Raw genomic sequence first — 13,735 nt, forward strand, 5'->3', positions numbered from 1 at the left:
CGGCGGGCCGCGCGAGCCGCGCGAGCCGGGCGGGCTCTGTGGGCGGCGCGAGCCGGGCTGGCTGGGTGGGCTGGTCGGGCTCGGTGGCGGCCTCATATTCGGATGCCCGTCCGGGATGGTCCGTGTACGGTCCACCGAGTGGAAGCGCTCTCCGACAAACAGATCCGCTCGTCCTTCGTGAACTGCACCAAGGGCGAGGCGGCGCGGCTCAAGCTGCCCCTCGACTTCGCCGAACTCCCCTGGGAGGACCTGGACTTCCTCGGCTGGGTCGACCCGGGCGCGCCCCTGCGGGCGCACCTGGTCGTACCGCGCGAGGACGGGCCGCTCGGCGTGACCCTGCGGGTCCCGGCCACCGGACGCACCAGTGCCGTGAAGTCCAGCATGTGCCAGGTCTGCCTGACGGCGCACGCGTCCTCGGGCGTCACGCTCCTGGTGGCGCCGCTGGCCGGCAGCCGCGGCCGCGAGGGGAACACGGTCGGCATCTACCTCTGCGCCGACCTCGCCTGCTCCCTCTACGTCCGGGGCCGGCGGCAGCCGAAGCTGCGCGCCCGGCGCCACGAGGAGTCCCTCACCCTCGACGAGCAGGTCGCCCGGCTGACGGGCAACCTGGACGCGTTCGTCGACCGGGTGACGGCGGGCTGAGGAACCGGAGGGTGTCCGGGCTCAGCGGAAGGCCTGCTCGCCGGTGAGCGCCTTGCCGATGACCAGGGAGTGGACCTCGCTCGTGCCCTCGTAGGTGAGCACCGACTCCAGGTTGTTGGCGTGGCGCAGCACCGGGTACTCCAGGGTGATGCCGTTGGCGCCCAGGATGGTCCGGCACTCGCGGGCGATCGCGATCGCCTCGCGGACGTTGTTCAGCTTGCCCACGCTGACCTGCTCGGGGGTGAGCGTGCCCGCGTCCTTGAGCCGGCCGAGGTGGAGGGCGAGGAGCATGCCCTTGCCGAGCTCGACGGACATGTCGGCGAGCTTCTGCTGCGTCAGCTGGTACGAGGCGAGGGAGCGGGCGAAGACGACCCGGTCCTTGGCGTAGGAGATCGCCGTCTCCAGGCAGTCGCGGGCGGCGCCGAGCGCGCCGAAGACGATGCCGAAGCGGGCCTCGTTGAGGCAGCCGAGCGGGCCGGAGAGGCCGCGGGCCTCGGGCAGCATCGCGTCGGCGGGGAGCCGCACGTCCTCGAAGACCAGTTCGCTGGTGACGCTCGCGCGCAGCGAGAGCTTCATCTTGATCTCGGGGGCGCTGAAGCCGGGGGTGCCGGCCGGGACGAGGAAGCCGCGGACGCCGTCCTCGGTCCGCGCCCAGACGACGGCGACGTCGGCCACCGAGCCGTTGGTGATCCACATCTTGGTGCCGTTCAGCACCCAGTCGGAGCCGTCGCGCTTGGCGTTGGTCCGCATCGCGCCCGGGTCCGAACCGGCGTCCGGCTCGGTGAGGCCGAAGCACCCGATGTACTCGCCGGCCGCCATCTTCGGCAGCCACTGCTGCTTCTGCTCCTCGGAGCCGTACTTCCAGATCGCGTACATGGCGAGGGAACCCTGTACGGAGACGAGGGAGCGCAGTCCGGAGTCGACGGCCTCCAGCTCCAGGCAGGCCAGGCCGTACGCGACGGAGTTGGTGCCCGCGCAGCCGTAGCCCTCCAGGTGCATGCCGAGCACGCCGGCGCCGCCGAGGGTGCGGGCCAGCTCGCGGGCGGGGATCTCGCCCTTCTCGAACCAGCCGGCGACGTGCGGCCGCAGCTCGCGGTCGGCGACGGCGCGCACGGTGTTCCGGATGTCCCGTTCCTCGTCGGTCAGGAGTCCGTCGATGGCGAGCAGGTCGAAGGGGTGGACGGGGGTGGACGGCGACTTCACGGACGGCCTCCTGGCGACTGTGGCAACTCGGCGAGCCGAAGCGTAGCGGCAGATCGGATATTGGATCCAGTATTGAAAATCCCACACCCGAGCCCTACGGTCCGATTGGATCCAATCTCCAACCACCCGGATCCAATCGCCCGGATCCAATCTCCAATCGGCTGGATCCGACCTCCGGATATCGGATCCAGTCTCCGGTATCCACCAGCGGGAGCGAGGGAAGCCTCATGCGCGCAGCTCAGCCGGACCCACCGGGCGCACCGGACACACCGGGCACGCCACCGACGGCCGGTGCCCTGTCCGGGATCGTCGTCGCCGACTTCGGCCGGGTGCTCGCCGGGCCGTACATGACCATGCTCCTCGCCGACCTCGGCGCGGACGTGATCAAGATCGAGCGGCCGGGCTCCGGTGACGACACGCGCGCGTGGGGCCCGCCGTTCGCCGCCGGCGAGGCCACGTACTTCCTCGGCGTGAACCGGAACAAGCGCTCCGTCTCGCTCGACCTCACGGACCCCGGGGACCTCGCCACGGCCCGCGCGATCGTGGACCGCGCGGACGTCCTCGTCGAGAACTTCCGCCCCGGCACGATGGAGAAGCTCGGCCTCGGATACGAGGACGTGCGGGCGGGCAACCCCGGGCTCGTCTACTGCTCGGTGACCGGCTTCGGCACCGCAGAGGGCGCCCGGCTGCCCGGTTACGACCTGCTCGTGCAGGCCATGGGCGGGCTGATGAGCGTGACGGGCGAACCCGACGGGCAGGGCACGAAGGCGGGCGTCGCCCTGGTCGACGTCATCACCGGCCTCCACGCGGGCCTCGGGGTGCTCGCCGCCCTGCGCCACCGGGAGCGCACCGGCGAGGGGCAGCGGGTCGAGGTCTCCCTGCTCACCTCCCTCCTCTCGGCGCTCACCAACCAGGCCGCCGCGCACCTCGGGGCCGGGGTGGTGCCGCGCGCGATGGGCAACAGGCACCCGAGCATCGCCCCGTACGAGGTGTTCGAGGCGGGGGACAGGCCGCTCGTCCTCGCCGTGGGCAACGACCGGCAGTTCGGGGCGCTGTGCGAGCGGCTCGGCCGGCCGGAGCTCGCCGGGGATCCCCGCTTCGCGACGAACACGGCCCGGGTCGCCCACCGCGAGGAGCTGGTCGAGGCCCTCTCCGGCCCGCTCGCCGGCCGTACCGCCGACGGCTGGTTCGAGGAGCTCACCGCGGCGGGCGTGCCCTGCGGCCCCATCAACGACCTGGCGGCCGCCTTCGAGCTCGCCGACCGGCTGGGGCTCGCGCCGCGCGTCCCGGAGTCGGCGGCCGGCCCCGGACAGGTCGCCAACCCGATCCGGCTCGACGCCACCCCGCCCTCCTACCGCACCGCTCCCCCGCGCCTGGGCGAGCACACGGACGGGGTGCTGGCGGAGCTGGGACGAGTTGTCCACAGGCCGTCAGCGGCGGACGGCGGCGCGTAGGAAGATGGTCGGCACCGGCGGCGGGGTCCGCCGCCGGCGACGTGAGGGAACGGAAGGTCACAGGCGATGAGCAGCGCGGAGCAGAGGCGGCGGCCGCAGACCGCCCAGCAGTTCGTCCTGGAGGAACTGCGGCGCGCCATCACCACCGGTGAACTCAGGCCGGGCGGGCCGATCCGCCAGGAGGCCCTGGCGGCCCGGTTCGAGGTGAGCCGGGTGCCGCTGCGCGAGGCCCTGAAGGCCCTGGAGGCCGAGGGCCTGGTGGTCCATCACGTCCACCGGGGCTACTTCGTCGCGGAGCTCTCCCTGAACGACCTGGAGGAGATCTACCGGATCCGGCAGCTCCTGGAGACCGAGGCGGTCCGCATGGCCGTGCGGTGGACGCCGGACGGCACGATCGCCGCGCTCGAACGGATCCAGCGGGACGTGGAGCGGGCCGCCGACGAAGGGGACGTGGCCGCGATGGCGGCGGCGAACCGGCTCTTCCACTTCACCCTCGTCGAGGCGTCCGGGATGCCGCGCCTGGTCCGCCTCATCGCCACCCTGTGGGACGCCACCGACGCGTACCGCTCGCTCTACTACGCCGAGTCCGGGCACCGGAAGCAGGCCATACGGGAGCACCGCGCCGTCATCTCCTCGCTCCGCCACGGCGACGAGGAGAACACCGTCCGCTGGCTCGACGAGCACCGGGCCCACGCGGTGGCCGCGCTGCGCAAGGTCCTTGACGTGAAGGCCCCGGAAGAGGACTGACCTCGCGCGGAGGACCCGGCGAACCCGGTACGGGACCGGCCCCGCCGGTGGGCGGGAGTGGGGTGGTGCCGTCGATCACGGCGGCTCTTCGGGAGGCGGGGGCGGGAGAACGGAAGGCTTATGATCTCCGGCCGTGGGGACGAGTACAGGCCACGGCGCCCTGCCCTCCTCGCTGCCCCGCACCCGCAACCGCGGTGCGGAACAACGCGTCTTCGGACCTGCCTGACGGCGGGCGGACGGCGCGGACGGACGTAAGGGAGTCCTGCGGTGAACGGGAAGAGAAGCCGGGCGACACGGGGAACGTGGCTGATCACGACCCTGTTGCTGGCATCGGTCACGGTGGGCTGCCAGGACACGGGAGGCGACGGAGCGGCTGCGGACCCCAAGCCCGACAAGTCCGCGGGAGCTTCGAAGGCGCCGGGGACGGGGAAGGGTAAGGAATCGGCCAAGCCTTCGCCGACGACGTCGAAGGAGCCGGCGAAGCCGACGCAGCCGGGCAACGAGCCTTCGGCGGGCGCGCTGACGTGTGACCAGCTGCGGAACGCGGCACTGCAGACACCGTCCTTCCATTTCCCCGACGCCCCGGCCGGGACGGTCGCCTTCACCGACGGACGGTGGGAGGGCGACGGCGTGGTGATCGAGCTTCAGCCGCAGTGCGGCATCGGGGACGTGACGGGCGACGCCGCCGAGGACGCCGTGGCCGCCGTCAAGGTCACCACCGGCGGCACGGGCAAGTTCTACGGCCTCGTCACCTGGCGCAACGACTCCGGCGCGCCGGTGCCCGTGGCAGCCGTCTCGCTGGGCGACCGCACCCCCGTGGTGTCGATCGACGTCTCGACACCGGCACCACGTCGGGCGACCGTCGTCTACCTGACGCGCGGGGACTCCGAGCCCTCGGCCGCCGTGACGATCCGCCGCTCCGCCGTGTACCGCGTGACGGAACCCACCCTGACCGAACTGCATCACAGCGACACCTCGTACACCCCCTGACGGCTCTCCCGGCCGGTCCCGTCGTGCACGGGACCGGCGGGGGGAGGTGCGCGGAGGCTGCGGTTACCCTGTGCGCCGGACGCGAGGAGGAACCATGGCGCGGATGCCGTCGGCCGAACGACGCAGGCAGCTGGTCGAGGCGGCGATCAGGGCGATGACCAGGGACGGGGTCGCCCGGACGACGACGCGGTCGATCTGCGCGGAGGCGGGGGTCTCACTGAGCGTCTTCCACTACTGCTTCGACTCCAAGCAGGCGCTCCTGGAGGCCGCGATCGAGACGATCACCGGGAACTACGTGGCGCGCGTGAAGTCGGCGGTCGAGCCGGGCGCGACGCTGCGCGAGACCGTCAGGGGTGCGCTGCAGACGTACTGGGACCATGTCACGGCCCATCCGGGCGAGCACATGCTGACGTACGACCTCACCCAGTACGCGCTGCGGGAGCCCGGGTTCGAGCATCTGGCGCGCGCCCAGTACGAGCAGTACGTGGCGTCGGCGACGGCGCTGATCGATCAGGTCCGCGAGGTGCGGGAACTCGAACCCACGGTGCCCGTGGAGGTCCTTGCCCGGTATCTGGCGGCGGCGATCGACGGGCTCACCCTGCAGTTCCTGGTCCTCGGCGACGAACGCGCGGCCGCCGACCACCTGGATCTGACGGCCGATCAACTCGTATCCCTGATCGAGGGTTGAAACCCGATCGGGGTTCCGCGATTCATCAACAGGTCATTTGACCCGGACTCTTGACTCGTACCCACGGTAACGCGATCCTCGGGGCGCCGGTACACCCCCACCGCCCGGAGGCATCGCTCAACATGACTCGACCATTCTCGCGCGGGAACGGCGGCAGATCCGCCCTCCTGGCGCTGTTCATCGCCCTCGCCGCGGTGCTGTTCGGCTCCGCTCCCGTCCCCGCCGCCGCGACCGGCGGCGCGTGGTGGGAGCCCGCGTCCCGACCCGCGCCCGACTCGCAGATCAACGTCACGGGCGAGCCGTTCAAGGGAACGGACGCGCAGGGGAAGGTGCGCGGCTTCGTCGACGCGCACAACCACCTGATGTCCAACGAGGGCTTCGGCGGCCGGATGATCTGTGGGGCGACGTTCTCGCAGGCCGGTGTCGCCGACGCCCTCAAGGACTGCCCCGAGCACTACCCGGACGGCTCGGGGGCGCTCTTCGAGCACCTCACGGGCGGTGACAACGGGAAGCACGACCCGGTCGGCTGGCCCACGTTCAAGGACTGGCCCGCTCCCGACTCGATGAGCCACCAGCAGAACTACTACGCGTGGGTCGAGCGGGCCTGGCGCGGCGGGCAGCGGGTCCTGGTCAACGACCTGGTGACCAACGGCCTGATCTGCTCGCTCCTGCCGCGTGACCGCGGCTGTGACGAGATGGACGCCCTCCGGCTCGAAGCCCGCAAGAGCTACGAGCTGCAGGACTACATCGACCAGATGTACGGCGGTCCGGGCAAGGGCTGGTTCCGCATCGTGACCGACTCCGCGCAGGCCCGCTCGGTGATCCAGCAGGGCAAGCTCGCCGTCGTCCTCGGCGTGGAGACCTCGGAGCCCTTCGGCTGCAAGCAGATCCTCGACATCGCGCAGTGCAGTCAGGCGGACATCGACAAGGGCCTCGACGAGCTGTACGCGCTCGGCGTGCGCAGCATGTTCCTCTGCCACAAGTTCGACAACGCGTTGTGCGGCGTCCGCTTCGACAGCGGCACGACGGGCGTGGCGGTCAACATCGGCCAGTTCCTCTCGACCGGCACCTTCTGGGCCACCGAGAAGTGCGCGGGCCCGCAGCACGACAACCCGATCGGCCTCGCCGCCGCGCCGCCCGCGATGGCCGAGAAGCTGCCGGCCGGGGTGAGCGTCCCCTCGTACGACTCCGACGCCAAGTGCAACACCCGGGGTCTCACGCGGCTCGGGGAGTACGCCCTGAAGGGCATGATCCAGCGCGGCATGATGCTGGAGCTCGACCACATGAGCGTCAAGGCCGCCGGGCGGGCGCTCGACATCCTGGAGGCCGAGGAGTACCCGGGCGTCATCTCCAGCCACAGCTGGATGGACATGGACTGGACGGACCGGGTCTACCGGCTCGGCGGATTCGTCGCCCAGTACATGGGCAGCGCTCAGGGCTTCGTCGGCGAGGCCGGCCAGAAGGCCGAGCTGCGCAAGAAGTACGGGGTCGGCCTCGGCTACGGCACCGACATGAACGGCGTCGGCGCCCATCCTGGCCCGGTCGGCGCGGACGCTCCGAACGCGGTGAAGTACCCGTTCCGCAGCTTCGACGGCGGCTCGGTCCTCGACCGCCAGGTCACCGGTGAGCGCACCTGGGACCTCAACACCGACGGCGCCGCGCACAACGGCCTCGTGCCGGACTGGGTCGAGCAGATCCGGCTCTCCCCCGGCGGTCAGAGCGTCGTGGACGACCTGTCTCGGGGAGCGGAGTCGTACCTGACGACGTGGAAGAAGACCGAGGACCACGAGCCGGGTGTGAACCTGGCGGCCGGGCACCCGGTGTCGGCCTCCACCACCGAGTGGTGGAACCCGTTCGTGGACTTCTCGCCGGGCCTCACGGTCGACGGCAACACCGGGACCCGCTGGGCCAGCGAGTGGTCCGACGACCAGTGGCTGAAGGTGGACCTGGGTTCGGTGCGCCGGGTCGGCCGGGTCACCCTCGACTGGGAGCGGGCCTACGCGCGCGCGTACAAGATCGAGCTGTCGGAGGACGGCACGACCTGGCGGGACGTGTGGTCCACGGACGCGGGTGACGGCGGCATCGACACGGCGGAGTTCGACTCGCAGTCGGCGCGCTACGTGCGTGTCCACGGGGTGAAGCGGGCCACTGACTGGGGCTACTCGCTCTACGAGGTGGCCGTCAACAGGTCCTGAGCCTGAGGGAGTACGACGGAAGGGGCCTGCCGGATCCGATCCGGCAGGCCCCTTCCGTCGTACCCGGGACGTCAGCCCGCCGTGGGGCCGGTCCAGTCGGCGGGGACGCGGGCGAGGCGCACGCGCTGCGGGTGGTCGCCGACGTCCACGCTCGTCACCCGGCGCCCGGTGGCGAAGTCGATCGCGGTGACCCGGTCGGCGCCGCTCTCGGAGATGACGCAGGAGCGGCCGTCGCCGCTCACGGTCGCCCAGTAGGGCTTGGAGGCGGGGACGAGCGGGCCCTCCTGGAGGGTGGCGCGGTCGACCACGGTGGCGTAGTCGTCCATCGTCCCGGCGACGCAGAGCTTGTCGCCGTCGGGGCTGATGGAGAGGCCGTGGTGGCGCGAGTCGTTGACCCAGGTGGTCCGGTCGGGGTCGGTCGCCGGGTTGCCGGGGAGGTTCTTGAGGCGGGTGATGCGGTCGGAGTCGACGTCGTACTCCAGGAAGCCGTTGAAGAAGGAGACCTGGAAGTAGATCTTCTTCTCGTCCGGCGTGAAGACGAGCGGGCGGACGGCGTCGGAGAGGTCGCCGCGGCCGAAGGCGTCGAGGCGGTCGCGCATGTCGATGACGCGGACGGTCTCGAAGGTGCGGGCATCGACGACGGTGATCCTCCGGTCGCCCTTGGTCCAGTCGAGCCAGGGTGCGTCGAGCGCGGTGGTGACCTCGCCGATGGACATGTTCCAGAGGAGGCCGTCGGAGGTGAAGACGTTCTCGTGGGGCTTGTCGCCGGTCTTGAAGGAGCCCAGCTGCCGTCCGGTCGCGATGTCCAGGACGTGCACGGTGTTCGCGGTGGAGGCGGAGACCGCGACGCAGGTGCCGTCGGGCGAGACGGCCATGTGGTCGGCGCGGTAACCGGCCACCGGGAAGCGCCAGTTGATCCGTCCGGTCCGCAGGTCGAGGGAGACGACGTCGGCGAAGCTGGGGCGGGAGACGACCATGGCGGAACCGTCGGGGGTCGCGTACATGTCGTCGACGAACTGGTCGTGACCCTCGCCCGGTCCGCTGCGGACGCCGAGGAAGTAGGCGAGTTTGATCGGGTTTAGGTAGATCTCGCGGAGGCGCTCCTCCTTGTCGGGGATCACGTTCACGCGGCCGACGCGGTGGAAGTCGCCGCGGGAGGCGATGACGTCGGCGGTGCCGTCCCAGTTGTTGCCGACGAACATCACCTCCTGGAGTCCGGCGGGGGCGGCGGTTCCGGTGCCGCCCGAGGTGGTGACGAGCACGAGGGCGGCTGCGAGGGCTCCGAGGAAGCGGCGGGTCCCTGACGGGCGGGGAGAGGGCATGGGGGTCCTTCTTCCATGGCACGACGACGACTTACCGGAGGTAACCATGGTCACGTCGAGCCCACAAGCCCCCGGGGCGCACCCCTCCGCACTGCCCGTCCCGCCCGGTGCGGGATCATGGAAGCAGGCACGCAGAAGGGACGGAACGGACGATGAGGCACCGCAGTGTCGCGGACCTGATGACGCCCACCGCAGTCGCGGTACAGCGGGGGACGTCGTTCAAGGAGATCGCACGGCTCCTCGACGAGTACGGCATCACCGCGGTCCCGGTGGTCGACGAGGAGAACCGGCCGGTCGGCGTCGTCTCGGAGGCGGACCTGCTGCGGCGGCACACGGCCAAGGACGGGCCGAGCACGGCGGAGGCCATGATGTCGAGCCCGGCCGTGACGGCCCGGCCCTCCTGGACGGCCGTCGAGGCCGCCCGCCTGATGGAACGGCACCGGGTGAAGCGGCTGCCGGTCGTGGACGCGGACGGCCGGCTGATCGGCGTGCTCAGCCGCAGCGATCTGCTCCAGCTGTTCCTGCGCAGGGACCGCTCCATCCAGGAGGAGATCCGCGAGGACGTGATCGTCCGCATCCTGCGGCTCTCGCCCTCGGCCGTCCACATCGACGTCGACGAGGGCCGGGTGACGCTCAGCGGCACCCTGGAGCGCCCGGGCCTCGGCCCGATCCTGGTCCGCCTGTGCGAGACCGTCGACGGGGTGGTGGAGGTCGTGGACCGGATGACGTACGAGGAGGGCGCGGGCGCGTCCTGAGAGAGGGCCTGGGAGCCCGGCGGCGTCTCCGTCCCGTCGGGCTCCGGGCACTACGGCGGCGGTTCCGTCAGGAGACCGCCTCCGGCCAGCCGTATCCGGGGCCGGTGTGCTGGGGCACGGTCCCCGCGCCCACCGCCTCCATCTCCCGGTTGGCCTCCCTCATCAGCTTGCCCGCCAGGTCCTTCATCGCCCTGCTCGCGGCGAGTTCGTCGCCGATCGCCGGCACGTCCACGTCCGCCGGGTTGCACCGGGCGGAGCCGTGTCCCGTGAGGGTCGAGGTGCCGGTCTTCAGCCGGGCCTCGGCCTTCGTCCTGCCGCTGTCCTCGGTCAGTTCCACGCCGACCGTCCATTCCAGCGTGCGGCTCATGGTCCGCCTCCTCGCATCGCCGGGTCGCGCGCAACCGAGGCACGGCCCCTTCCGATACCTCCAGGATCCATCGGCGGGGGCCTGAATGCACAGGGGACGGGGTCAGGGCGCGCGGAAGAGGCGGGGGAAGCGGGGGGCGAGCCAGGGCTTGCGGCCCCAGCCGAGCGCCTTGCCGCGGGCGATCACCGGCCAGGGGTCGACCCGCCCGAGTCCGAGGAGGAGGAAGGCGACCGGCTCCGTGAGGATCGTGCAGTCGGGCCGGGCCGGCGGCTCGTGGCCGGTCCGGACCACGCCGTCCGTGACGGTGACGCCGAAGCTCGGACCGCTGCGGAGCCGTACGGCGAAGCTCGCGGTCAGGCCCGCGACGGCGGCCGGGTCGGCGACCCGGGGCATCGCCTCGACCATGAACGGCAGCGTGAGCTCGACCCGGCGCGCGTCGAGCATGTGGGGACGGTCCAGGGCGAGGGCCAGGTCGTAGCCGTGGCCGAGCATGTGGGTGAGCAGGTACGAGCCGAGGACGGCCGGGTTCAGACGGCCGAGCGGCGTGGACACCGGCTCGGCGGGGTCGCGCTCCTCGACGCTCGCGAGGAAGGCGGCGGCCTGGTCCGTGATCATCTCGGCGAGCGGACCGGGTGACCGCTCGCCGAAGGCGGCGAGGGCGCGTTCGTTGGCCTCGGCCAGGCTGTCGGGGGTGCCGTCGCCGTAGGGGCGCTCGTGGCCGGCGGCCAGATCGGCCATGAGGGCGTTCGCCTGCGCCAGGTGGGCGGCGGCCTCACCGACGGTCCAGGTGGAGCGCGGCACGGGAAGCAGTGAGCCGTCCGGCTCCGCCGTGCGCAGGACCGCGGCGATGTCGTCGGCGGTGCCGCGTATCGCCTCGGCAAGCCCCTCGGGAAGCACCCCGGAAGGCTCTCCGGAAAGCTCCCCGCCCGTTCGCCGCGTCATGGATCCGCCCCTCCCCTGGCCCGGCGGCTCCCCGTGGAGCACCGGCTGGTCAGGGACCGTACCAGCGAGTAGGCCTTTCGGCACCGGTCACGGCGGGGAGGTCTTCGGCTCCGGCGGTGGCGGCCACGGCGGGAAGGTCCGAGCCGCCGGCGGTGGCGGCCACGGCCTCCCGGAAGCGGGGGCAGTCGGCGAGGTCGTCGTGGGCGCAGCCCAGCGCGCATTCGACCAGGTCGAGACAGGCCTGGGCCTCCGCCACCCGGCGCCGCAGCTCTTCGCGGTGCGCTTCGAGCCGCTGCCGGCGGACGGCCGGATCACCGGCCCGCAGCAGCTCCCGGATGTCGTCGAGGGCGAGACCCGCCGCCTTGGCCCGGAGGACGACCGCGACACGGGTGAGGTGGGCGGCGTCGTAGCGGCGGCGGCCGTGGGGGTCGCGGGCGGGTTCGAGGAGCCCGGCGGACTCCCAGTGCCGCAGCACGTGGGTGGCGAGCCCGAACCGGCCCGCGAGTTCGCCGATCGTCACCGTCGTCGGGGGCGTGGGAGCCGTCGGAGGTGCACCGCTTGACTTCATGTCGGCATTAACCACGAGCGTGGTCGCCATGTCCATCACGCCTGCGGCCCCTTCCGGCCGCGACCACGGTCCTGCCCTGCTCGCCGTACTCGACGCCGTCGACCGCGCCCCGGGAGCGGCCGCGCTGCGCGCCCGCTCGTACGACCTCCTGGGCATCACGACGGGCACCCGTCTGCTCGACGTCGGCTGCGGCGGGGGCCTGGCCGTCGCGGAGGCCGGCGGGCGCGGGGCTCTCGCCGCCGGCGTCGACCGGGACGGGGCGATGGTCGCCGCGGCCCGGCGACGGCACCCGGACCACGCGTTCGCCGTAGCCGAGGCGACCGCGCTCCCCTACGGGGACGGCGCGTGGGACGCGTACCGTGCGGACAAGGTGCTCCACGAACTGCCCGATCCGGAGGCTGCGCTCGCCGAGGCCCGCAGGGTCCTCGCGCCGGGCGGACGGGCCGTGCTCACCGGACAGGACTGGGACACGTGCGTCCTGGACGCCGAGGACGGCGCCCTGACCCGGACGATCGTGCACGCGCGCGCCGACCTGGTCGCCGGACCGCGCGTCGCGCGCCGCTTCCGCGGCCTGCTCCTGGACCACGGGTTCGGCGAGGTGGCGGTGGAGGTCTCCACCGCCGTCCTCACCGACGCCCGCTGGCTCCCCCTCGCGACGGGCCTGGCGGAGTCGGCGGTACGGAGCGGGGCCGTCACCCGCGAGCAGGCGGCGGCCTGGAGCGCGGACCAGGCCGCCCGCGCCGCCGCGGACCGCTTCTTCCTGGCCGTTCCCGTCTTCACGGCCTCCGGGACACGGAGCCGGTGAAGTCGGGTTCGACGGAGCCGGTGAGCCGGGTTCAGGGGCCGTCCACCGTCAGGACGAGCTTGCCGGTGGTGCGGTCGGTCTCGCCGAGGCTGTGGGCCTTGGCGGCTTCGGCGAGGGGGAACACGGCCTCGACGTGAGGACGGAGGGCGCCGGAGGCCGCGAGGGCGGCGATGGCGTTCATGCCGGCGTGGTCGGCCTCGACGAGGAGGGTCTCCACGCGGACGCCCCGCGCCGCCGCCTTGGCCGGCTCGTCGGGGTCGGCGGGCGGCAGCAGGGAGACGAGCGTGCCGCCCGGGCGCAGGACGTCGAGGGAGCGGCTGCGGGTGTCGCCGGACATCGGGTCGAGGACCATGTCGACGTCCTGGACGGCCTCGGCGAAGTCGGTGGTGCGGTAGTCGATCACCTCGTCCGCGCCGAGGGAGCGGACGAACGCGTGCTTCGGGGCGCTCGCGGTGCCGATGACGTACGCGCCGCGGGCCTTGGCGATCTGGACGGCGAGGTGGCCGACGCCGCCGGCGGCCGCGTGGATCAGGACCCGCTGCCCGGGGCCGACCTGGGCGGTGTCGACGATCGCCTGGTACGCGGTGAGGGCGGCGAGCGGCAGGGCGCCGGCCTGCACGTGGTCGATCTCGGCCGGCTTGTGGGCGAAGGCGCGGGCGGGGCCGGTCACGTACTCGGCGTGGGAGCCGACGCCGTACGGGTAGGGCAGCATCCCGAAGACCTCGTCGCCGGGCTTGAACACGGTCACGCCGTAGCCGACGGCCTCCACGACGCCGGAGACGTCCCAGCCGAGGACGAGGGGGAGGCGGTCGAGGAAGAGGGCGCCCGCGCGGTGCTTCCAGTCGGTCGGGTTGACGCCGGCCGCGCGGACGGCGACGAGGATCTGGCTGGGGCCGGGCACGGGCCGCGGGACCACGACCTCCCGGAGGACCTCGGCGGTGCCGTGGGTGTCCTGGCTGATGGCTCGCATGGTGGGGTGGTTCGTCATGCCGTCAAGACTCGCGGGCCGTCCCGCCCCGTACCATGGCATGATTGCCATCTTTCGAAGGGATCCTGC

General features: G+C 72.4%; 14 protein-coding genes. 8 read left to right on the forward strand and 6 right to left on the reverse strand.

Annotation, left to right across the window (positions count from 1 at the left end; all coding sequences use genetic code 11):
- Nucleotides 1-102: 102 nt before the first annotated feature.
- Nucleotides 103-642 (forward strand): FBP domain-containing protein, encoded by a 540-nt coding sequence (locus GGE06_RS11395; protein WP_221517989.1) that lies wholly within the window; start codon nucleotides 103-105, stop codon nucleotides 640-642.
- A gap of 21 nt (nucleotides 643-663) precedes the next feature.
- Here the strand turns inward: GGE06_RS11395 and GGE06_RS11400 are convergent, their stop codons facing one another.
- Complete coding sequence (locus GGE06_RS11400; protein WP_116162850.1) at nucleotides 664-1,845, reverse strand: acyl-CoA dehydrogenase family protein; 1,182 nt, start codon at nucleotides 1,843-1,845, stop codon at nucleotides 664-666.
- Nucleotides 1,846-2,072: 227 nt separating this feature from the next.
- Between GGE06_RS11400 and GGE06_RS11405 the strand changes: the two genes are divergently transcribed.
- The 5 genes from GGE06_RS11405 to GGE06_RS11425 all read left to right on the forward strand — a co-directional run bounded on the left by GGE06_RS11405 (nucleotide 2,073) and on the right by GGE06_RS11425 (nucleotide 7,919).
- Nucleotides 2,073-3,299, forward strand: a complete 1,227-nt coding sequence (locus GGE06_RS11405; protein WP_184930739.1) for a CaiB/BaiF CoA transferase family protein — start codon at nucleotides 2,073-2,075, stop codon at nucleotides 3,297-3,299.
- A 66-nt stretch (nucleotides 3,300-3,365) separates the two neighbouring features.
- Nucleotides 3,366-4,046, forward strand: a complete 681-nt coding sequence (locus GGE06_RS11410; RefSeq protein ID WP_116162848.1) for a GntR family transcriptional regulator — start codon at nucleotides 3,366-3,368, stop codon at nucleotides 4,044-4,046.
- A 267-nt stretch (nucleotides 4,047-4,313) separates the two neighbouring features.
- Complete coding sequence (locus GGE06_RS11415) at nucleotides 4,314-5,036, forward strand: hypothetical protein (RefSeq protein ID WP_184930740.1); 723 nt, start codon at nucleotides 4,314-4,316, stop codon at nucleotides 5,034-5,036.
- A 94-nt stretch (nucleotides 5,037-5,130) separates the two neighbouring features.
- Entirely contained in the window at nucleotides 5,131-5,724 is a 594-nt protein-coding gene (locus tag GGE06_RS11420) for a TetR/AcrR family transcriptional regulator (protein ID WP_116162844.1), read from the forward strand.
- Nucleotides 5,725-5,846: 122 nt separating this feature from the next.
- The gene (locus GGE06_RS11425; protein WP_184930741.1) at nucleotides 5,847-7,919 is read left to right on the forward strand and encodes a galactose-binding domain-containing protein; all 2,073 of its coding nucleotides are present in this window, start codon (nucleotides 5,847-5,849) and stop codon (nucleotides 7,917-7,919) included.
- 71 nt (nucleotides 7,920-7,990) lie between these two features.
- On the opposite strand, the gene GGE06_RS11430 is transcribed toward GGE06_RS11425, so the two are convergent.
- Nucleotides 7,991-9,241, reverse strand: coding sequence for a YncE family protein (locus tag GGE06_RS11430; protein WP_184930742.1), 1,251 nt, complete (start codon nucleotides 9,239-9,241; stop codon nucleotides 7,991-7,993).
- A 152-nt stretch (nucleotides 9,242-9,393) separates the two neighbouring features.
- Here GGE06_RS11430 and GGE06_RS11435 point away from each other — a divergent pair, with 152 nt between their 5' ends.
- Nucleotides 9,394-9,996: a CBS domain-containing protein gene (locus tag GGE06_RS11435; RefSeq protein ID WP_116162838.1), complete on the forward strand. Its 603-nt coding sequence runs from the start codon at nucleotides 9,394-9,396 to the stop codon at nucleotides 9,994-9,996.
- Between the two features lie 67 nt (nucleotides 9,997-10,063).
- On the opposite strand, the gene GGE06_RS11440 is transcribed toward GGE06_RS11435, so the two are convergent.
- The 3 genes from GGE06_RS11440 to GGE06_RS11450 form a co-directional block, all read right to left on the reverse strand.
- A complete protein-coding gene (locus GGE06_RS11440) occupies nucleotides 10,064-10,363 on the reverse strand; it encodes a DUF1876 domain-containing protein (protein ID WP_116162836.1) in 300 nt (99 codons plus the stop codon).
- A gap of 102 nt (nucleotides 10,364-10,465) precedes the next feature.
- Entirely contained in the window at nucleotides 10,466-11,305 is an 840-nt protein-coding gene (locus tag GGE06_RS11445) for a maleylpyruvate isomerase family mycothiol-dependent enzyme (RefSeq protein WP_116162834.1), read from the reverse strand.
- Between the two features lie 49 nt (nucleotides 11,306-11,354).
- Nucleotides 11,355-11,903: a MerR family transcriptional regulator gene (locus tag GGE06_RS11450; protein ID WP_312883100.1), complete on the reverse strand. Its 549-nt coding sequence runs from the start codon at nucleotides 11,901-11,903 to the stop codon at nucleotides 11,355-11,357.
- Here GGE06_RS11450 and GGE06_RS11455 point away from each other — a divergent pair.
- Nucleotides 11,902-12,678, forward strand: a complete 777-nt coding sequence (locus tag GGE06_RS11455; protein WP_116162830.1) for a methyltransferase domain-containing protein — start codon at nucleotides 11,902-11,904, stop codon at nucleotides 12,676-12,678. The genes GGE06_RS11450 and GGE06_RS11455 overlap by 2 nt on opposite strands.
- A gap of 31 nt (nucleotides 12,679-12,709) precedes the next feature.
- Here the strand turns inward: GGE06_RS11455 and GGE06_RS11460 are convergent, their stop codons facing one another.
- On the reverse strand, nucleotides 12,710-13,648 hold the full coding sequence (locus GGE06_RS11460) for an NADP-dependent oxidoreductase (protein WP_116165689.1): 939 nt from the start codon (nucleotides 13,646-13,648) through the stop codon (nucleotides 12,710-12,712).
- Nucleotides 13,649-13,735: the final 87 nt, after the last annotated feature.

Source organism: Streptomyces nymphaeiformis (genome assembly GCF_014203895.1).
Taxonomy (GTDB): Bacteria; Actinomycetota; Actinomycetes; order Streptomycetales; family Streptomycetaceae; genus Streptomyces; species Streptomyces nymphaeiformis.

Coding starts and splice junctions, on each gene's coding strand:
- GGE06_RS11430 (WP_184930742.1), bottom strand. CDS start 9,241: ATGCCCTCTCCCCGCCCGTCAGGGACCCGCCGCTTCCTCGGAGCCCTC.
- GGE06_RS11405 (WP_184930739.1), top strand. CDS start 2,073: ATGCGCGCAGCTCAGCCGGACCCACCGGGCGCACCGGACACACCGGGC.
- GGE06_RS11410 (WP_116162848.1), top strand. CDS start 3,366: ATGAGCAGCGCGGAGCAGAGGCGGCGGCCGCAGACCGCCCAGCAGTTC.
- GGE06_RS11395 (WP_221517989.1), top strand. CDS start 103: ATGCCCGTCCGGGATGGTCCGTGTACGGTCCACCGAGTGGAAGCGCTC.
- GGE06_RS11445 (WP_116162834.1), bottom strand. CDS start 11,305: ATGACGCGGCGAACGGGCGGGGAGCTTTCCGGAGAGCCTTCCGGGGTG.
- GGE06_RS11440 (WP_116162836.1), bottom strand. CDS start 10,363: ATGAGCCGCACGCTGGAATGGACGGTCGGCGTGGAACTGACCGAGGAC.
- GGE06_RS11420 (WP_116162844.1), top strand. CDS start 5,131: ATGGCGCGGATGCCGTCGGCCGAACGACGCAGGCAGCTGGTCGAGGCG.
- GGE06_RS11425 (WP_184930741.1), top strand. CDS start 5,847: ATGACTCGACCATTCTCGCGCGGGAACGGCGGCAGATCCGCCCTCCTG.
- GGE06_RS11450 (WP_312883100.1), bottom strand. CDS start 11,903: ATGGCGACCACGCTCGTGGTTAATGCCGACATGAAGTCAAGCGGTGCA.
- GGE06_RS11455 (WP_116162830.1), top strand. CDS start 11,902: ATGTCCATCACGCCTGCGGCCCCTTCCGGCCGCGACCACGGTCCTGCC.
- GGE06_RS11460 (WP_116165689.1), bottom strand. CDS start 13,648: ATGCGAGCCATCAGCCAGGACACCCACGGCACCGCCGAGGTCCTCCGG.
- GGE06_RS11435 (WP_116162838.1), top strand. CDS start 9,394: ATGAGGCACCGCAGTGTCGCGGACCTGATGACGCCCACCGCAGTCGCG.